General features: G+C 47.6%; 20 protein-coding genes. 12 read left to right on the top strand and 8 right to left on the bottom strand.

Features of this window, described 5'->3' with window-relative positions:
* Positions 1–51: 51 nt before the first annotated feature.
* Entirely contained in the window at positions 52–849 is a 798-nt protein-coding gene (locus MCG46_RS15415) for a methyltransferase domain-containing protein (RefSeq protein ID WP_240280754.1), read from the bottom strand.
* A 110-nt stretch (positions 850–959) separates the two neighbouring features.
* Here MCG46_RS15415 and MCG46_RS15410 point away from each other — a divergent pair, with 110 nt between their 5' ends.
* The 8 genes from MCG46_RS15410 (at position 960) to MCG46_RS15375 (ending at position 8,145) form a co-directional block, all read left to right on the top strand.
* A complete protein-coding gene (locus MCG46_RS15410; RefSeq protein ID WP_240280753.1) occupies positions 960–1,757 on the top strand; it encodes a Cof-type HAD-IIB family hydrolase in 798 nt (265 codons plus the stop codon).
* 90 nt (positions 1,758–1,847) lie between these two features.
* A complete protein-coding gene (locus MCG46_RS15405; RefSeq protein WP_240280752.1) occupies positions 1,848–2,435 on the top strand; it encodes a DUF308 domain-containing protein in 588 nt (195 codons plus the stop codon).
* 14 nt (positions 2,436–2,449) lie between these two features.
* Positions 2,450–2,755 carry a hypothetical protein gene (locus MCG46_RS15400; protein WP_020225765.1) on the top strand — a complete coding sequence of 102 codons (306 nt, stop codon included), beginning with the start codon at positions 2,450–2,452 and terminating at the stop codon, positions 2,753–2,755.
* Between the two features lie 248 nt (positions 2,756–3,003).
* Positions 3,004–4,557: an ABC-F family ATP-binding cassette domain-containing protein gene (locus MCG46_RS15395; protein ID WP_240280751.1), complete on the top strand. Its 1,554-nt coding sequence runs from the start codon at positions 3,004–3,006 to the stop codon at positions 4,555–4,557.
* A 75-nt stretch (positions 4,558–4,632) separates the two neighbouring features.
* Positions 4,633–6,423, top strand: a complete 1,791-nt coding sequence (locus tag MCG46_RS15390) for a DUF885 domain-containing protein (protein ID WP_240280750.1) — start codon at positions 4,633–4,635, stop codon at positions 6,421–6,423.
* Positions 6,420–6,914: a GNAT family N-acetyltransferase gene (locus tag MCG46_RS15385; protein ID WP_240280749.1), complete on the top strand. Its 495-nt coding sequence runs from the start codon at positions 6,420–6,422 to the stop codon at positions 6,912–6,914. The genes MCG46_RS15390 and MCG46_RS15385 overlap by 4 nt, the downstream gene beginning before the upstream one ends.
* Positions 6,915–6,971: 57 nt before the next feature.
* The gene (locus MCG46_RS15380; RefSeq protein WP_240280748.1) at positions 6,972–7,412 is read left to right on the top strand and encodes a peptidylprolyl isomerase; all 441 of its coding nucleotides are present in this window, start codon (positions 6,972–6,974) and stop codon (positions 7,410–7,412) included.
* Positions 7,413–7,881: 469 nt separating this feature from the next.
* Entirely contained in the window at positions 7,882–8,145 is a 264-nt protein-coding gene (locus tag MCG46_RS15375) for a helix-turn-helix domain-containing protein (protein WP_020225770.1), read from the top strand.
* 41 nt (positions 8,146–8,186) lie between these two features.
* Here the strand turns inward: MCG46_RS15375 and MCG46_RS15370 are convergent, their stop codons facing one another.
* The 3 genes from MCG46_RS15370 to MCG46_RS15360 form a co-directional block, all read right to left on the bottom strand.
* Entirely contained in the window at positions 8,187–8,969 is a 783-nt protein-coding gene (locus MCG46_RS15370) for a hypothetical protein (protein WP_240280747.1), read from the bottom strand.
* A 259-nt stretch (positions 8,970–9,228) separates the two neighbouring features.
* The gene (locus tag MCG46_RS15365; protein ID WP_240280746.1) at positions 9,229–9,702 is read right to left on the bottom strand and encodes a hypothetical protein; all 474 of its coding nucleotides are present in this window, start codon (positions 9,700–9,702) and stop codon (positions 9,229–9,231) included.
* A 94-nt stretch (positions 9,703–9,796) separates the two neighbouring features.
* Positions 9,797–10,729, bottom strand: coding sequence for a LysR family transcriptional regulator (locus MCG46_RS15360; protein ID WP_240280745.1), 933 nt, complete (start codon positions 10,727–10,729; stop codon positions 9,797–9,799).
* A gap of 179 nt (positions 10,730–10,908) precedes the next feature.
* Here MCG46_RS15360 and MCG46_RS15355 point away from each other — a divergent pair, with 179 nt between their 5' ends.
* The 4 genes from MCG46_RS15355 (at position 10,909) to MCG46_RS15340 (ending at position 13,580) form a co-directional block, all read left to right on the top strand.
* Positions 10,909–11,778, top strand: a complete 870-nt coding sequence (locus MCG46_RS15355; protein ID WP_240280744.1) for a YitT family protein — start codon at positions 10,909–10,911, stop codon at positions 11,776–11,778.
* Between the two features lie 108 nt (positions 11,779–11,886).
* Positions 11,887–12,045, top strand: coding sequence for a hypothetical protein (locus MCG46_RS15350; protein ID WP_006060135.1), 159 nt, complete (start codon positions 11,887–11,889; stop codon positions 12,043–12,045).
* Positions 12,046–12,075: 30 nt separating this feature from the next.
* Positions 12,076–12,771, top strand: a complete 696-nt coding sequence (locus tag MCG46_RS15345; RefSeq protein ID WP_240280743.1) for a TVP38/TMEM64 family protein — start codon at positions 12,076–12,078, stop codon at positions 12,769–12,771.
* 107 nt (positions 12,772–12,878) lie between these two features.
* Positions 12,879–13,580 (top strand): HAD family hydrolase, encoded by a 702-nt coding sequence (locus MCG46_RS15340; RefSeq protein ID WP_240280742.1) that lies wholly within the window; start codon positions 12,879–12,881, stop codon positions 13,578–13,580.
* Positions 13,581–13,603: 23 nt separating this feature from the next.
* Here MCG46_RS15340 and MCG46_RS15335 read toward each other — a convergent pair whose 3' ends face one another.
* From MCG46_RS15335 to queA, 4 genes are all read right to left on the bottom strand, one after another.
* Entirely contained in the window at positions 13,604–14,524 is a 921-nt protein-coding gene (locus MCG46_RS15335) for a DUF1848 domain-containing protein (protein WP_240280741.1), read from the bottom strand.
* Between the two features lie 105 nt (positions 14,525–14,629).
* Positions 14,630–15,973 (bottom strand): magnesium transporter, encoded by a 1,344-nt coding sequence (gene mgtE / locus MCG46_RS15330; RefSeq protein ID WP_240280740.1) that lies wholly within the window; start codon positions 15,971–15,973, stop codon positions 14,630–14,632.
* A gap of 296 nt (positions 15,974–16,269) precedes the next feature.
* A complete protein-coding gene (locus MCG46_RS15325) occupies positions 16,270–16,953 on the bottom strand; it encodes an epoxyqueuosine reductase QueH (protein ID WP_240280739.1) in 684 nt (227 codons plus the stop codon).
* A gap of 22 nt (positions 16,954–16,975) precedes the next feature.
* Entirely contained in the window at positions 16,976–17,998 is a 1,023-nt protein-coding gene (gene queA / locus MCG46_RS15320; RefSeq protein ID WP_240280738.1) for a tRNA preQ1(34) S-adenosylmethionine ribosyltransferase-isomerase QueA, read from the bottom strand.
* Positions 17,999–18,000: the final 2 nt, after the last annotated feature.

The following is an 18,000-nucleotide window of genomic DNA, read 5'->3' as shown; positions in this document are numbered from 1 at the left end:
TCGATTATTTCCCGGGTAATGTTAACTGACGCTTGTTCACGGCTTTAGGATTCAGGCTGATTTCTTTTGAAATGTCCGCAGGTTGAATTCGACCTCGGTGCTCAGCTGGCTTAGAGCTTCCAACTTCAGCTTATCCTGAATTGAGGTTTTGTAATAATATGGAGTCATGGTAAAGAGATCCTGAATCTGCTGGGCTGTATCCAGCTGAATTGTATAGCTTAATGTCTGTTCATCAACCAGTTCAAAATCAGGCGAGCTAAGGGTTTCCTGCGGATTGAGATAGGGCGTATCATATAAAACCTTTTTCAAATCCCACAAATGCCGCGGGCCAGGTCCCACGACGATCAGCTTACCCTGATCTTTCAAAACCCGGGCATTCTCACGCAGGGCCAGCGGAGCGAAACAAGACCAAATCAGATCCAGCGAATGATCCGGCAGCGGCAGTTCAAAGACAGAGGCCGCGGCAAACCGTACGGAAGGACAGCTGCGTCCAGCCTGCTTTAAGGCTTCCTTGGACAAATCCACACCAAAGCATTCACAATTTTCCAACGTTTCACACAGTTCAGTATAATACCCTTCGCCGCAGCCTGAATCCAGAACCGCGCTGGGATTTTCAGCCTGAATCAGCTCAGTGAGTTTTGCTTTCAGCGGCTGATACGCCTGACTGCGCAGAAACCGTGTCCGCGCCTTCACCATTTCTGCATTATCGCCATGAATCTTTTTTGACGAACGGATCAGGTTGACATAATGAAAACGCGACAGATCATAGCTATGGCGTTTTTCACATTGATAAACGGACTGGTTCAGCGTCAACGGCAGACCGCAGACCGGACATAGGAATGGAATCATAAGGAACAACCTCTCTTTTCTGTGGATAGTGTAGCATAATTGCAGAAAAAACGGTAAAATAATTCTAACGAACAACCTGCCAAGAAAAAATATAAAAGGAGAGAGAAATCATGCCGAAAACATTAATTCTGGATATTGACAACACGTTGATTGAAGCCATGAAAGAACTGCAGCCCCGCAGTGAAGAAGCGCTGCGCCGCTGGCTGGCCCGGGGGCATCGGCTGGTGTTTGCCAGCGGTAAAAATGCCTGTGCTTTGAATGATCTGATTGCTTTGCTGAATATGCGGGAAGGCTGGCATATCGCTTCCAACGGCGGAATCCTGGCAGAACCTTCCACCGGCCGCTTTGAACGGCTGGCCTGTGTGGGAGCACGCAGCGAGCGATGCATGGAGGTTATGGATGCTCTGTTTATTCCTTATTATGTGTATACATTAGATGAAATTGTCGTTAATCGACGCATGCCGCAGGATCAAATTGATCATCTGGAATTTTTGAAAGATCCTAAGGTTGTGCGCCGGAGGTCAATTGATCCTCAGGCTGTTGTTAAGCTGTTGATGTTTATTGATGAAACGGATGAAGCGAAGGTTACAATGTTGCAGCATCAGCTGCAGCCGGAATTCTTCGGCCTGCATCTAGTACGCACCAGTTCTCTGCTGCTTGAAATTCACGATCAGCATCAGACCAAAGCTGCCGGCGTTCAGGCTCTGGCAGAGAAGCTGAAGCTGGATCTGAACGAACTGTATGCCGTCGGCGACAGTGAAAATGACATCAGTATGCTGGAAATCGTCGGCCATCCGTACATCGTTGCCAATGCATCGCAATCACTGAAAGACCGCGGCTGGTCGCAGCTGGCAAGCTGTCGAGAGGAAGGGGTTGCCGATCTGATTGATGAGCTGTTAAGCTGCTGAGCTTATCTATGTTTCCGCCGATTGACAGACGCGTTAAAGAAGTGAATAATGGAAGTTAGAAATACGTTGGAGAAATAAGGAGACGGTTTTATGTTTATCTATAATTCTGGACAGCAGGAAAGCTTTTACGAAATGCAGAATAAAATTAACCGCAAGCTGCGGTCTTTGCGCCGCTTAGGATTAGGTTTGGCTGCTGCGTTAGTCCTGTTGGGAATTGCGCTGCTGCTCTGTCCGCAGTCGATTGTTCTGTGGATTGAGCGGGGAATCGCCGTGATCTTAGGTCTGGTCGGAATTCTGGAAATCGTCGATTACCTTTCCACCAGCACCCTGTTTCGCCAGAGCCTGACGATTGTTCGGGGTCTGCTGGATCTGTTGATCGCAGTGCTGCTTCTGCGTGCTGACGCCGGGCAGGTCATCACGATGCTGTCTTTCATTTTGGGGATCAGTGCGCTGCTGATTGGAATTCATAAGCTGGATTATGCGATGAAGTTAAATTATTTCCATGTCGCAGGTTCAGGAATGGCGATTCTGGGTGGTTTGCTTTCAATCCTTGCCGGCATCGGTTTTCTGATCAGCCCGTTAAGTTCGGCGATCGTGCTCACGACGCTGATTGCGGCATATTGTATATTAGGAGGCATTGCGCTGTTCATCGAAATGCTTTCGTTTAAAAATCGGTAAGGGAGGAATCGAAAATGGATTTCAAAAAACAGGCGGAAAAGATTGTTCAAAACGTGACGCAAGCTGCGGAAAAAGGCACGGAGCTGGCTAAGGACAAGCTGGATCAGACCAAGCGCCAGATTGAACTGAAACGGCAGCTGAAAACGTATGAGGATATGCTGAATACCGCCTATCTGGAAATTGGCCGGACTTATGCCTCAGCACGGGAAGAAAACCGCGATATGCCGGATGTGGAAAACTGGCTGGAACAGGTGCGCACTTCTCAGGCAACAATTTCAGAACTGCAGCGTCAGCTGGCTGTATTGAAGAATATTGAGTAATTGACGAAAATAGATCTGTCTAGGATCTTGCTGCCGTCCAGGCAGCTTTTTCATTAGGCTGATCAAAGGGAAGATAAATCCATGAGATATGGATCTAGAATTTATTTGGATGTTTCCCTTCTCCTCTTACTTCACACTTTTCAGAAAATGCACTTCATTCCGCGGGATTTTCAGGATAGAATTGACAACCCGGATTCCATTGGGTACACTGAATCCGTTATCTTATAAAACTAAGGAAGGATTAGAGTATGAGTATTTTAACGCTGGAGCACTGCAGCCACAGCTTTGGCGGCCGCAGTATTTTTGAAGATGTTTCGTTTCGTCTGCTGAAAGGCGAACACGTCGGTTTATTGGGCGCCAACGGCGAAGGCAAGAGCACGTTTATGAAAATCATTACGCGCAAGCTGGAACCGGAGGAAGGCAAGATCATTTGGAGCAAGAACGTCAAGGTCGGTTATCTCGATCAGCATGCCGTTCTGGAAAAAGGCATGACCATTCACGATGCACTGGCTCAGGCTTTCGCTGACTTGTTTGATATAGAGAAGCAGATCAACGACGGCTATGCGAAGATGATGGAGTGTACGGAAGAAGAAATGAATGAGCTGCTCGAACAGATCGGTGAATGGCAGGATACGCTTGAACATCATGATTTTTACCAGATTGACGTCAAGATTGAGGAAGTCGCGCAGGCGCTGGGACTCAGCGATATCGGTCTGGATCGGGATGTCAGCGAATTGTCCGGCGGTCAGCGGACCAAGATCCTGCTGGCGAAACTGCTGTTGGAAAAACCGGATATCCTGCTTTTGGATGAGCCGACCAACTATCTTGACGAACAGCACATCCAATGGTTGAAAACCTACCTGCAGAACTATGAGAATGCCTTCATTCTGATTTCACATGATCTGCCGTTTACCAACGAGGTCGTCAATCTCGTCTACCATGTGGAAAACTGCCGGCTTACCCGTTACGTCGGCAATGTTGATGAATTCCATCGGCTGTATGAACAGAACAAACTGGCTCTGGAATCGGCCTATCAGCGGCAGCAGCAGGAGATCGCCCGCATGGAGGATTTTGTCGCCCGCAATAAAGCCCGTGTGGCGACCCGCGGCATGGCCAATTCCCGCGCGAAAAAACTGGCTAAGATGGAACGGATTGAGCTGAATGCGGAGAAACCCAAGCCGACCTTCCGCTTTCAAATGGGGAAAACGCCGGGCAAGGTCATCTTTTCCGCTAGCGATTTGGTCATCGGTTATGATGAACCACTCTCCAAACCGATGAATCGGGTGCTGGAAAAAGGCCAGAAAATTGTTATCACCGGTGCTAATGGTTTAGGAAAAACAACGCTGATGAAAAGCCTGATGGGCTTAATCGAACCGCTTGAAGGCACCGTCCAGCTGGGAGAGCATGTGGAAATCGGCTATTTTGAACAGGAAATCACCGAGCCGATTCGCCGCACCTGCATTGAAGAGCTGTGGGAAACTTATCCGGCCTATTCTCAATATGAAATCCGCAGTGCTTTGGCCCGCTGCGGATTAACCACCGATCAAATTGAAAGTCAGGTGATGGTGCTTTCCGGTGGAGAACAGGCTAAGCTGCGTTTATGCAAGCTGCTGAACACGCCTTACAATGTACTGTTTCTCGACGAACCGACCAATCATCTCGATCAGGATGCCAAAGACGAACTGCACAAGGCTATCGCCGAATATCCGGGAACGGTTCTGCTGGTCTGCCATGAAAAAGAATTTTACAGCGATCTGGCCGATGCCGTCTGGGATTTAAGTGAAGTCAGTCTGCGCCGTTAGTGAGGTATGGTTTGCGCGCCGGGATGCTACACTATGGATGACGGGTTTTCCGTCATCTAAAGGAGAAGGAAGAATATGACGCTAAGGAAAATCGGACTGATACTCACAACGGCACTGCTGCTTTTATCCGGCAGCGGCTGCGCGCTGTTTCAATCTAAAAAGCAAGCGGCTCCAGCACCGGAGGCACAGGCAGCAGTTACAGAAGTTCAAAAAGCCTTTGATGCGTTTCTCATGGAGGAAACCCGCCGTCAGCTGACACAGGACGGACTGACTCTGCACTTTTCACTGACGGATCCTTCGGCGCTGGGGATTCAGGATGTTCCAACCACGTTGGGCAGTCTGAGTGAAGCCAGCGAGATTGAAAATAAACAAGCCATGGAAGCCGCATTGAACAATTTGCAGCAGTTTGATCCGGATACCCTTACTCCCGTTCAGCAGCTGAATTATCAGCTCTTAAAGCGGGATCTTGAACAATCTTTAGCCATGACCCGCTATGCGCCGCTGCAGTTTTTATTTGAGCCGAATCAAGGATTAATCAGTGCCTTAAACCAGAACTTCCTGGAATTCAGAATCACTTCGGAAGCCGATGTTCAGCTGTATCTGACGCTGTTAGCCGATGTTGAACGGTATCTGAATGAAGCCCTGACGTATACCCAAGCCCAGGCCGAGCGCGGATATTTCCTGCAGGACAGCGCTCTGGACAGCACCCTGGCCGAAATCGACCGGTTTGTGGAAAAGGTCGATGATAATGTTCTGATTGTCAATTTTGCGGAGAAGTTAGGCGAACTGGAAGCCTTAAGCGCGGACCAGCGTCAAAACTATGCTGATAAAAATGAACAGATCATGAAAGAAAGTTATCTGCCGAGCCTTCATCATGTCCACGATACACTGGAAAAGCTGCGCGGCAGCGCCAAGGGACAGGGCGGCCTGGCTGCGGCTTATGGCGAACAAGGTCAGGCGTATTATCAGCTGTTAATGCAGTCCAAAACCGCCGGCGATCAAACGATTTTAGAACTGGCCAGCGAGCTGGAAAGCTTCATGCTTCAGAAACTGCAGCGGATGCAAACTCTGCTCCAACAAGATCCCCAGCTTCTTGATAAGCTTGAAAATGTGGAATTCCCGCTTACGGAAGCTTCAACACTGTTGCAGCAATATCAAAAGAAAATGTCGGAAATCGTTCCGGAAATTCCGCAGATCCGCTACACTGTCAGCTATCTTGATGCCAGCATCGCCAGTGAAAACACCATTGCTTATTATTTGATCCCGCCGCTGGATCAGGAAACCGAAAATATCGTCAAGGTCAATCCGGCTTATCAGGATAAAGCTGAAACCCTGTGGTTAACGCTGGCCCATGAAGGATTCCCCGGCCACTGTTACCAACACAATTATTTCCAAACCACCGATCCGCACCCGATCCGCCGTCTGCTTTCTGAAATTGCTTATACAGAAGGCTGGGCCGAGATCATTGCCCTGGAAGCTTACCGCTGGCTGGGGATTACGGATGAAGCTCTGATTGAAGCCCTGCAGATCAACGCCATGTACGGTTATTATCTGCAATGCCTGTGCGATTTAGGCGTGAACGGCCTAGGCTGGAGTCAGGATGATCTGGCAGGTTATCTGAGCCATTTCGGCTATGCTGAGGCGGCGGAACAGATCTATTTGGATCTGATTGCCAATCCTGGCATCTTGTTGCCCTATGGCATCGGTGAGATGAAAATGGAACAGCTGCGGGATCAGGCCCGCGAAGCGCTGCAGGATCAGTTCGACTTGAAGGCCTTTTACCAAGTCATCCTCGATCAAGGCCCGCGCCCGTTTGCTTTCATCGAACAGGACATCCAGAATTGGATTGAGGAAACAAAGAAATGAGGATTATTCGTAAAGCCATTCCCCAGGACGCCTGGGGTCTGGCCAATGTTCATTCGCTGAGCTGGCAGGCTGCCTATGCGGGATTGATCGATCCTGAATTCCTGAAAACCCGCACGCCTGAGCACAGCTATAACGTTTTCATTCAGAATGGCTGCGATTCCATCTGGCTGGCGGAACAAGACGGCCAGATCGTCGGTTTTGTGCGGATCAGCGAGGCGGAAGAAACCGAAGAAAAATGCGGTGAAATCGCAGCTTTGTACCTTCTTCCGCAATTTCAGCATCAGGGAATCGGCAGGCAGCTGATTGAAGCCGGGATCGAACAGCTGCGTCAGCGCGGATACCGAAGGATTCTTTGCTGGGTTCTGAAATCCAATCAAAATGCCCGTCAATTTTATCAACGCTGCGGGTTTGTTGAAGATCCAGTCGAACAAACGATGATCATGGGTACACCGCAGACAATCCTGCGCTGTCATTTCGATATCAAATCTTGATGCAAGGATTTCGGAAATAGAGTAAAATAAAAAAGAAAGAAAAGGAGCGAACAAACTATGGGTTTAATTCAAGGTAAAATTACAATGGCTAACGGAGCAGAAATTCCATTTGAGCTGTATCCGGACGAAGCGCCGATCACCGTCGCTAACTTCGTTAAGCTGATTAAAGAAGGGTATTATAACGGTAAGACTTTCCATCGTGTCATTCCCCATTTTGTTTCCCAGGGCGGCTGTCCTTATGGCACAGGGGCAGGCGATTTAGGCTACACAATTCCATGCGAAACAAAAAATAATCCGCATAAACATGTTGCGGGAGCGCTGTCGATGGCTCATCGCGGCAAGGATACCGGCTGCTGTCAGTTCTTCATCTGTCACGACCCGCAGCCGCATCTGGACGGTGTTCATACGGTTTTTGGTCAGGTGACCGATAATCTTGGAGCAGTTCGGGCAATGCGCAATGGCGATGTCATGACCAAAGTCGAAATTACTGAAGAATAGTTATTCTCAAACGATACTCTGCTTCTCCCAAAGCAATGACAATGGGATGAGCAGAGTTTTTCTTTTGTCCATGTTGGTTTTCTCATTCTTTCAGCCGCGCATTTCGCATTTTTCAAGGTTAATTGAAAAACGTAGTTTAAAAAAGAATAAAAGTTTGGAAAATATTAAATAGACAACGGCCTAATAATACTGGAAAATAGAGAGTGTTAGATGTTGTAATTGATATTAATCGGAAATCCGCTGAGAATAGACAAAGTTTACAACTTTATTTTTCTCGATCGTTTCTTTATGATAAAAGCCAATGAAATCCTTACTTATCGTTAATTATTCAACTCATTCTTTGACCTCTTTTTCAGCTATTCTTTCAGAATCAATTACCTTGATGAAATCTATTCCCGAATATGGGAATAATTGGGAAATGACGTTGCTATCATAGAACCGCAAAAAACAAAAGAAAGGAAGCTGAATCATGGAATACGTCACATTAATCTCCAATCGAATCAAAGAACTATGCAAACAAAGAGGTAACATTTCATACTACAAATTATCGGAGATGTCAGGCGTCAGCACGTCGACATTAGAAAACATCATCAAAGGACATACGAAAAATCCAGGAATCGCAACAATTCATCAATTAGCTCTGGGTTTCAATATGACCATTGCTGAATTCTGCGATTTTGAAGCTATGAATCTGTACGAATTCGTCGAAGAAGAAAACGAAGTCATGGGCTGACGCGTTTTCTTACTCCCATCTATCAAAAAGGCAGTCTTTTTTCAGACTGCCCTTTGCTTTGCTTTTTTTAACTTCCGATTGTTTTTCTTGATCGTTTTTTTCAGCCGTTTTTTCTCAAGCTCCGTCAACGGATAATCCAAGGAATAGAGATGCGCATCCTGATATTTAATCTTCTTGTCATATTTGACAATCGCCACCCATTTCAGTTTGTGATCCATCTTGGACTTCTTTGGCCGCAGATACAGCAAGGCGGTATCCAGAATCTCATATTTCTCATTCATGAAATCAATTCGGGCAATCGGCGTCTGCCACTGTCCCTGATAGACAACCAAACCCTTTACGACCAAATATGAATTCTGAATCGTCGTACTGTCAAAGACAAACTCAGCCTGTTCAATCTCCTTCAGATCACCTGTAAGCTTATCCGCATTTCGTTTCCCAATCAATTCATTGCGGTCGATCAGCAGCTGCACGATCCAGGATAAGAGCAGAATTCCTACAACAATCAGTATCATGAACCAGGAATAAGGACTCTGGAAGAAGAATGCGATTTTTCCGAGAAAAGGAACATGCATCACATAGATTCCGACAATATCCTGCCGATAGGTTTCATAATCATCCAGTCCTTCATAAGCGTAAGCCTGAGTGAAATACCGTAACCGACCATTATCCTGCATCTCTACTTTTGCAAGAGTATGGGTTAACACGATATCTTCGCCTAGCCGATTAGCATGAAAGGTGATAATTGTACCCGGAACTAATTCTTCATCGGATTTAATACGCTTGGATAAAACTAAGGAATTAGTTGGAATTATTGGCTCCATACTTCCTGTTAAAACAGTGTAGAATTGAAATCCAGTTAAATTGATCATCGTATCGGGGAAAAATAACATGCCTAAAATGTAACAAATTAAAACAGAAGAAAACAATCGGAATACCCAATTTATGATCTTTGGTTTTATTCTCCACTTTTTCTTAATTCCCATGTTCTCATCCCCACAATTATCTTTATTTTACCAGTTATTGCTTTATAGTTAAAGATTCTTTTAAAAAAGCCATCCGAGGATGGCTTATATTTAGTTATTATTCTCCTGAGGCTGCTTTTTCACCTAAAGTTGCTGTAATCTTAACAGATACATCTTTATCAGCTAAGTCGCTAACAGCGTCGTCGTGAGGAGTGACTGTTACAGTGATTTGATCTGGAGCAGTGAGCGTTGCATCTACTTTACTACTACTTTCATCGTTAAACTTCACATCTACTTGCCCAGTAACATCTGTATCACCTGATTTAACTTCTGGTACTAAAGTCCATTCTGCGGTTGTTCCAGATGGAACATCACTCGCGGTAAGCTCCATGGTCGTAGTATAAGTCGGGGTTCCTCCTAAATTGGTAGTTTCTGTAACTGTACCTAATTTATTAGTTACTGTAACAGACTTTCTAAATTTCACATTAACTGCAGCATCAGCGGTCAATGTATCCCATGCTGCATAAGACCCTGTTGTAGCGGCGACGATGGCGGCGCCGGTCAGTAAACCAAGAATTGTTTTTTTGTTCATTATAATATTCCTCCTCATAATCATGAATTATGTCTACGCTTTTATTATAGGGGAAAGTGTCGATTTTGGGTAATGCCAATAAAGTATAGCCTGGTTATGCTTTTGCTGGAACAGACTGATTCAGCGGGGCAAGGAACAGGTTTAGGAATAAGCGTGCTTCATCGGATAAAGCCTGCCGCTGCCGATGCAGCCAGACCAGATGCCGCTGAATATGATCGTCTTCCAAACGGATGCTGGCAATCCCGCCTTTTTTGAGATCTTCAATCTGCCAGCGGTTGCCGAACATGAAGGCATCACTGTGTTTCAGCAAGTTGATGATCGTATGATAGTTGTTGACCGTGATGATCCGTTTGAATTGGGAAAGCTCGGTATCACCGATTTTGACGGTATAATTCAGCCGGGTGAAGAAATCTTCCGGGGTATGCAGATAGATCATCGACAATAACGAAGAAGCTTTCACTGTATCCGCTTGGGCTAACGCGTGCTTTTGGGATAAATGAACATAAACTGAACCTTTGTCAATGACGTGCATTTCCAGTTCATGAATCTTGCAGACTCTCTGCAATGTCCGATACTGGACGGTGTTCAGGGCCAGGATCGCAATCTCGGAGGCCTGATTGCGGACATTGTTGATCGCTTCTTCAATGCCCGTTTCCCGAATATCGATAAATGAATGATCGCTGTTGGCAGATAAAAAATACTTTTGGACAATTGAATCCTGAAGCAGGATCATCGCGGTGGAAACCCGCAGCCGAGTTTCGATGCAGGGATCAAAAGTTTTCTTCAGCCGTTCAATTTCCTCAAACTGAGAAAGAATGCTGCGGGCATAATAATATAAATTCTGGCCAATGGAAGTGATTTCAATTCCGTGGTTATTGCGGATCAACAGCTGGACACCCAGCTCTTCTTCCAGCGCCTTGACTGTGCGGGTGAGGACAGGCTGGCTGATGTAAAGCAGCTCTGCCGCCTTGTTGATACTTTTTTGATCGACGATCGCTACATAATAAGACAATGCTTTTACATCCATAAGAAAACCTCTTTCCTCTTCCTTTTTATCATATCATAAAATTGATAAGCCGGTTAGAAAATTGTCCTGATTTGAACAATCAAAAAAGCTTTGATGAAATCGTACAAAATAGACTGGAAGAAACGTCGGGGTTCATATAAAATAGGAGAGGTTCTATTATCCAATAGGAGGATCAGGCCATGAAGCGTCACTCGCAAGTTTATGAATATTTGATGATTATTATCGGTTCCGCCTTGTTTGCGGCCTCGATTAATTTGTTTGTCGTTCCCGTGAACCTTTATAACGGAGGCATTGTCGGTTTGGCTCAGATCATCCGAACGGTGCTGACCAGCCGGCTGAATCTGAGCTTTAATTTTGATATCGCTGGCGTGATTAACTTTCTGTTCAACATTCCGCTGTTTATTCTGGCCTACCGTTCGCTCAGCCGGAAATTCTTTCTGGGCACACTGCTTTCGCTGATTACGCAGACGATCTGTTTCTCACTGATTCCGATTCCGGTCGTGCCAATTCTGGACGATGTGCTGGCTTCGCTCATCATCGGGGCGATCGTTGGAGCGCTGGGGATCGGCATGACGCTGGTTCATGGCGCCAGCGGCGGAGGCACGGATATCTTAGGCGTATATGCGGCGCTGCATTGGAAATCGTTCAGTGTCGGTAAGCTTCAGCTGGCGTTTAATGCGCTGATCTACTGTCTGTGCGCGTTCTTGTTTGATCTGCCGATTGCGATTTACAGTATTATCTATGCGGCGGTCTATTCGTTTGTGCTGGATAAAGTTCACTTGCAGAATATTGAAATGAGCTTGATGATCTTCACGAAAAATCCGGAGATAAAAACTAAGATATTAAAGGATTTTGTTCGCGGCGTGACGTACTGGAAAGGTTTGGGCGCCTATACGCAGACTGAAACCGAGGTGCTGGTCACGATTGTATCCAAGGATGAAGTCAACGAACTGCGGCGGATGATCACGCAGATGGATCCCAAAGCATTCATCATCGTCAATGAAGGTTTGCAGATCACAGGCAATTTCATCAAGCGCTTAGTTGAATAAGTAAAGGTCAGAATCCGAACGAAATGGAAAGAATTCGACAAAACTTGTCAGAATTCCGCTATATTCAAAGTGAATCTTTCATGTTAAAATAGAAACGAGGTGTTAGATATGAAAATTGAGTTTAAACAGTTGAATGAACTCGCGCAGAAAAAGGCAGAGAAACTGTTAAAGGAAATCAGCTTAACGGTGAAAGATGTTGATTTTGATGTAACAGGCGCAGATATTACGATGATCGTCAAAACGACACAGGAAGTTATTCATCTTTAAATCACTGGGTTTCCTGGTGATTTTTTCTTTATGAGAAAGCAGCGAAAGTGGAACCGGCTGCAGATGATTTCGGCAGCGGCGGGCGTGCTTTTGATCGTGCTGGCGGTCGTCGATTTTCTTCCGGCGGTGAACCAGCTGTTAAAAAGCGGCGACGAACAGGCCATCCGACAATATTTTGAGGCATTGGGGATCAACGGCGTCCTGTTTTTAATTCTGCTTCAGGCAGTGCAGGTCATGACTTCCCTGATTCCGGCGCTGTCGCTGCAGGCGGCCGCCGGGGCAAGCTATGGTCCTTTGATCGGGACTGCTGTGATTTTGATTGGAATGGTGCTGGGCAACGGCATTGTCTATCTGTTTGCGGAAAGACTGCTGGATCAGCTCTCGCCGCAGTCGCGAATCGCTCAGATGCTGGATCGCTTTCATCACTGGCTGGCAGGAAAAAACAAAGAACTGTATTGTTTTGTGATGTTTCTGCTGCCGATCCTGCCAAATTTGGTGAAGCCTTATCTGGCAGCTGTGTCTGATATTCGCTGGCCGGTTTTTCTGTTTACCTGCACGGTGGGTTCGATCATTCCGGTTCTGGCTGGTACGCTGATCGGCAATTTTTTGATCGAAGGACGAATGTGGGAAGCGGTCATCGTGGCGGTGGTGGCAGTCATTGCCGCCGTGGGGGCGACGCTGTGGCAGAAACACCACTCTTCACAAGGCCGGGCAGGGCGGCGCTGAGTCCTTTGCTTTCACCGTTAAGCCATTTTGACAATCCGATCGGATTGTTCGCTTTTCTTTCATTGCCAATTTGTGTATAATGAAACCATTGTGAAAGGAATCTCACTATGAAAAAAACGTTATTATTTGATTTGGACGGCACGCTGCTGCCGATGGATCAGGATCAATTTGTCCAGAGCTATTTTTCCCGGCTGGCAAAGAAAATGGCAGACAGGATTGACCCTAAGCAGTTAGTCGATACGATTTGGAAGGGCACCGGCGCGATGATTATGAACGATGGCCGGGCGACCAACGAACAGGTGTTCTGGCAGGTGTTTGATAAATTAACAGGTCTGCACCATGAAACGCTGGAAGAAGAATTTTTTGATTATTATAAAAACGAGTTTAATGAAGCAGTGGAAGCCTGCGCGCCGACGCCGCTGGCCAATGAAATTGTCCGCGCTTTGAAGGCGAAAGGATATACGCTGGTGCTGGCGACCAATCCGATCTTTCCGCGGATTGCGACAGAGAACCGAATTCGTTGGGCAGGATTGGACCAAAATGATTTTGCCTGGATCACGACTTTTGAGAGCTGCCGCTATTGCAAGCCGAATCCGAAATACTATGAGGAGATCCTGAACCGCCTGCAGCTGGATCCAAAGCAGTGCGTGATGATCGGCAACGACGTCAAAGAAGACATGACGGCCCGTTCGCTCGGAATGGAAGGCTGGCTGATTACCGACTGTCTGCTGAACACGGAAAAGCTGCCGGTGGAATGTGAGTTTGAAGGAACGCTGGCTGAGCTGCTTAAGAAAATTGAAACACTGTAAAAAAGAATCGAAAAAGAAAAAGTCTAAAACAGGCGAAGCTGCCGTTCAGACTTTTTTTTCATGATAATTTGATCATCAGGCTGCAGATGACCGATCAACAAAGACGATTCGGGATCATGTTGTGCCATCCTTGAGGCAATCTGCGCTTCGTCAAAGTTGGCGTAGCAATAACGGCAATGATGCGCGCAGCAGTTGTATTCACCCAGGTCAGTGACCTGCAGGCAATGGCAATGCGCACGAGCTTGAGTCTGGGGATAATCTAGTTTTCGTCCGGTCAACACTTCCAGCCAGGCCGCGTCCATGCAACTGCGATTGACAATTCCGGCGCTTTGAAGATCAAGATCCTCAGCGCAGAGCTGCAGCTGCATGCCGTATTGTTTGCCGATCTGCGCCAGCTGCGGCACTAATTGCCGAAAGCGGTCGAGGGAATCCGGCAGCCAGTTCAGCTCCCGCTGATGCCGGCGGGTATTCTTATAGAAATCCAGATGACTGAGGATCACCTGTGAGCAGGCTCCGTTTAGCTGTTTGCAGCAGCGCTCAAAGGCCCGCAGGTGAAACGCTTCGTCATACCGCGGGGAGAAGAAGATCGGATCATACCGCAGGATCATGTGCGAAGAACCTAGCCGGTCCGCCAGCTTGCGGAAGCTGTCCAGGACGATCCGTTTGTCGGGAAGTCCCGGTTCAATTTCTGACCCATAGGGCGTGACGGTAACCTGAAAACCCACCGCATATTCGCGGAAGACATCCATCTTATCCAACATTGGAGTTGGATTTTTCGTGATGAAAATTATCGCATCCACTTGACTTGGTGAACAATCCAGCCGCAGGATCTGATGCGGCGCAAAGGGGTTGCGGACATCGACAAGGCCCGCCTGAAACCGCCGATAAAGCCAGTCGCTGTAAAAGGCACAAAGATCGGTACGCTGGGAACAACAAAGAATCATTTATCCCACCTCCTTGATCTGTCTAAAAATATAGCACAACCACCGCAAAAAAGGCAGTCCTTTGACTGCCGCTGAATTCGAAATCATCGGAAGGCTGCGCTTGGATTACATCAAAAATGGTAAGAACAAGGTCGCCAATCCGAGGAAAAAGAAGAAGCCCAGCACATCGGTCACGGTGGTGACAAACACCGAAGAAGCCAGCGCCGGATCCACATTGATCTTTTTCAGGATGACTGGCACCGCATACCCGGCGATCGTCGCAAACGCCATGTTCAAAAGCATGGCCAAGCCGACGACCAGACCGAAGATCGGATTGCGCTGCATCAGGCCGCAGATCAAGGCAACAACCAGACCGATGCTCACGCCGCTCAAAACGCCCACGCCGAATTCCTTGAAGAAGACCCGCCGGGCATTTTCACCGGTCAGCTCACCCAGCGCAATACCGCGGACAACAATCGTTAAAGACTGTGTTCCGGCGTTGCCGCCCATCCCGGCGATGATCGGATTGACCGCCGCCAAAGCGACGACTTTTTCAATCGTACCGGAGAAAACGGCGACAACCGAGGAGGCCAGAAAGGCGGTAAGCAGGTTGATAAACAACCACGGCAGACGGCTTTTCAATGATTCAATCAGACTGCCGTCAACTTTTTCTTCCTCATTGATCTGCGCCAGACGATGAATATCCTCGGTATTTTCTTCTTCGATGATATCCATGACGTCATCGACGGTAATGACGCCGAGGATGCGATCCTGTTCGTCCACGACCGGCATCATTAAGAAATTATACTTGCTGAAAATCCGCGCGACTTCTTCCTGATCGGTCGGCGCCGGAACTGAGATGACGTTGGGGTTGGCAATGTCGCGGATCAAAGTTTCAAAGCTGTGAGCTACGATTTCACGCAGTGAGACAACCCCAGTCAGCACCTTGTTTTGATCGACGACATATAAATAATAAGCCATTTCTGCATCCTGCGCTTCTTTCTGCAAATACAGAAGCGTCTGCATGACGCTCATTTGATCAGACAGACAGATAAACTCCGTCGCCATCAAACCGCCGGCGGTTTCCGAATCATAGCTCAGCAGCGTGCGGACTTCCTGCCGGTCCTCGACGTTCATCTTGCTTAAGACTTCTTCCGATTCCACCTCATCCAGAACTGAGACCAAGTCGGTGATTTCATCGGAAGACATTTCTTCCAGGATGACCCGCTGTTCGGTATCCGAGAAGTGAGATAACAGGCCGTATTTTTCCTCGTCTTCTTCCTCATCGACAATTTCCGCCAGAATCTCCGACGGCAGCCGCTTCATGATCTGATCTTCATCTGCCTTGTATTCATGGATGACTTCCAGAATATCGACCGGATGGATAAATTCAATCATTTCCGCCAGTTGTTCATCGGTGGCGTGCAGCAGAAAATTCCGCAGTTCCTCTTTGCTGATTTCCAGTTTCATAGCGTTCTCCTTCATCCGTAAAAGCACCGGGGCTGAGCTGTATTCTTGTTCGTGCTCAAACTGCCGGCAAGCGCAGTGTTGCTGATTCCAATTTAAAAGCCAAGGTAGAAAAGCTTCTCAATGATTTTATTATAGACTTATTCTGCCTGGCAAAACAACCATTCCGGCATTTATTTTCTGCCCTCTCTTCCAGTTTGCTGGCAAGTGAAAAGCTGTTCGCGGGTAAAACAAAAGCCGAAGCCCTGCAGTCAATTCGTGGTCACAGAAGGAAGATCGCTGAAAAAAGAAAAGAAACTTCAGACTTGATCCGCTGAAGTTTCTTCGATTTTTCGTTGCTTGTCTTCCTGTCGTTTCTCATAGGAATAAAGACAGCCGCAGTAATCCTGACGGTACAGCTGATGCAGCCGCGACAGTTCCTGCCCCCGGTCGATGCCTTTTTTCTTTTTGAAGTCAGAATAGAAGTAAGGGACATCCGGATATTTATGCGACAGCTGGCGGCCGATTTCATTCAGCTTTTGACTGTTTTTCTGCCGGCTGATCGTCATGACTGTCGTGAAATAGTCATAATGATGCTCGCTGGCATAACGGTACGCTTCATCCATGCGCAGGCCATAGCACAGAAAGCAGCGTCCCCCACCTTCCGGCACGTCCTTGAGCACCGCCAGCCGAGCCGTAAATTCCTCATTGCGGTAGGGCGGGACAATCAGTTGGACAGGATGAGGAAGTGTGGGATTGACCTCGTCCAGATAACGCTTCAGTTCTTCTAAGCGGCGCTGATATTCTGCCGCCGGATAAATGTTGGAGTTGTTGTAATAGATCGTCACTGCAAAGACGCCACTCAGAAATTCCAGCGGGAAAGCGCTGCACGGAGCGCAGCAGGCATGCATCAGCAGCTTGGGATGTCTTCCCTCAGCCTGAATCCGCGCCATTTCCTCCACGCTCATCTTCCAGTAGTTGATCTTCGGTTTTGCTTGAATCACTGGATTGTTTTTCTCCATACGCTTATTCAATAAACATGCTGTCGCCGAAGGAAAAGAACCGATATTGCTCATCGATCGCCGCCTGGTAGGCCTTCATGATCTGCTCCTTGGTCGCAAAGGCGCTGACCAACATGACCAGCGTGGACTTAGGCAGGTGGAAGTTGGTAATCAAGCCGTCAATCGCTTTAAACGTATAGCCAGGATAAATGAAGATATCCGTATCTTCATGACATTCGCGGAACTCTCCGTATTTGCTCATGATCGCTTCCAGTGTCCGGCAGCTGGTCGTGCCGACCGCAATGATCCGCCGGCCTTCCGCTTTGGCTTGGTTGAGCCGGTGGGCTGTTGCCTGATCCATCATGAAGAATTCCGAATGCATGTGGTGATCGGCGATATCCTCGGTATCCATCGGACGGAATGTACCCAAGCCGACATGCAGCGTAATGTCCTCCACCTCGACGCCCATGGTCTTTAACTGATCAAACAGCTCCGGCGTAAAATGCAGTCCGGCGGTCGGTGCAGCGGCGGAACCTTTAACCTTGGCGTAAACCGTCTGGTAGCGTTCCGGATCGTTTAATTTTTCCTTGATGTAAGGCGGCAGCGGGACATTGCCCAGCTTTTCAAGAATCTCATAGAAAATTCCGTCATAGATCATCCGGAACTGCCGAAGTCCTTTTTCGCCGATGCCGATGCATTCCGCTTTCAGCTCGCCTTCGTTAAAGGAAATGACCGTGCCCAGCTTGACAACTTTAGCATTGCCGACCAGACACTCCCATTCATCCCCATCCTGACGCAGCAGCAGCAGTTCCACATGCGCACCAGTTTCCTCTTTGGTGCCGAACAGACGTGCCGGAATGACACGGGTGTTGTTGCGTACCAAAACGTCGCCTGGTTTCAGATAATCCACAATTTCATAGAAATGCCGATGCTCAATCTTACCGGTAGCACGATGCAGAACCAACAGCCGTGAGGCCGAACGGTTTGCCAGCGGCGTCTGCGCAATCAGCTCCTGCGGCAGATCAAAATCAAATTCACTTGTTTTCATTG

The organism is Holdemania massiliensis, from assembly GCF_022440805.1.
In the GTDB taxonomy this organism is placed as follows: Bacteria; Bacillota_I; Bacilli_A; order Erysipelotrichales; family Erysipelotrichaceae; genus Holdemania; species Holdemania massiliensis_A.
Note: the sequence above shows the minus strand (reverse complement) of the source record. Positions and strands in the feature narration are given on the sequence as shown.

Bases quoted from the DNA above. Each gene is read 5' to 3' on its own strand.
- MCG46_RS15415 (WP_240280754.1), bottom strand. From the start codon at position 849: ATGATTCCATTCCTATGTCCGGTCTGCGGTCTGCCGTTGACGCTGAAC.
- MCG46_RS15410 (WP_240280753.1), top strand. From the start codon at position 960: ATGCCGAAAACATTAATTCTGGATATTGACAACACGTTGATTGAAGCC.
- MCG46_RS15405 (WP_240280752.1), top strand. From the start codon at position 1,848: ATGTTTATCTATAATTCTGGACAGCAGGAAAGCTTTTACGAAATGCAG.
- MCG46_RS15400 (WP_020225765.1), top strand. From the start codon at position 2,450: ATGGATTTCAAAAAACAGGCGGAAAAGATTGTTCAAAACGTGACGCAA.
- MCG46_RS15395 (WP_240280751.1), top strand. From the start codon at position 3,004: ATGAGTATTTTAACGCTGGAGCACTGCAGCCACAGCTTTGGCGGCCGC.
- MCG46_RS15390 (WP_240280750.1), top strand. From the start codon at position 4,633: ATGACGCTAAGGAAAATCGGACTGATACTCACAACGGCACTGCTGCTT.
- MCG46_RS15385 (WP_240280749.1), top strand. From the start codon at position 6,420: ATGAGGATTATTCGTAAAGCCATTCCCCAGGACGCCTGGGGTCTGGCC.
- MCG46_RS15380 (WP_240280748.1), top strand. From the start codon at position 6,972: ATGGGTTTAATTCAAGGTAAAATTACAATGGCTAACGGAGCAGAAATT.
- MCG46_RS15375 (WP_020225770.1), top strand. From the start codon at position 7,882: ATGGAATACGTCACATTAATCTCCAATCGAATCAAAGAACTATGCAAA.
- MCG46_RS15370 (WP_240280747.1), bottom strand. From the start codon at position 8,969: ATGGAGCCAATAATTCCAACTAATTCCTTAGTTTTATCCAAGCGTATT.
- MCG46_RS15365 (WP_240280746.1), bottom strand. From the start codon at position 9,702: ATGAACAAAAAAACAATTCTTGGTTTACTGACCGGCGCCGCCATCGTC.
- MCG46_RS15360 (WP_240280745.1), bottom strand. From the start codon at position 10,729: ATGGATGTAAAAGCATTGTCTTATTATGTAGCGATCGTCGATCAAAAA.
- MCG46_RS15355 (WP_240280744.1), top strand. From the start codon at position 10,909: ATGAAGCGTCACTCGCAAGTTTATGAATATTTGATGATTATTATCGGT.
- MCG46_RS15350 (WP_006060135.1), top strand. From the start codon at position 11,887: ATGAAAATTGAGTTTAAACAGTTGAATGAACTCGCGCAGAAAAAGGCA.
- MCG46_RS15345 (WP_240280743.1), top strand. From the start codon at position 12,076: ATGAGAAAGCAGCGAAAGTGGAACCGGCTGCAGATGATTTCGGCAGCG.
- MCG46_RS15340 (WP_240280742.1), top strand. From the start codon at position 12,879: ATGAAAAAAACGTTATTATTTGATTTGGACGGCACGCTGCTGCCGATG.
- MCG46_RS15335 (WP_240280741.1), bottom strand. From the start codon at position 14,524: ATGATTCTTTGTTGTTCCCAGCGTACCGATCTTTGTGCCTTTTACAGC.
- mgtE (WP_240280740.1), bottom strand. From the start codon at position 15,973: ATGAAACTGGAAATCAGCAAAGAGGAACTGCGGAATTTTCTGCTGCAC.
- queA (WP_240280738.1), bottom strand. From the start codon at position 17,998: ATGAAAACAAGTGAATTTGATTTTGATCTGCCGCAGGAGCTGATTGCG.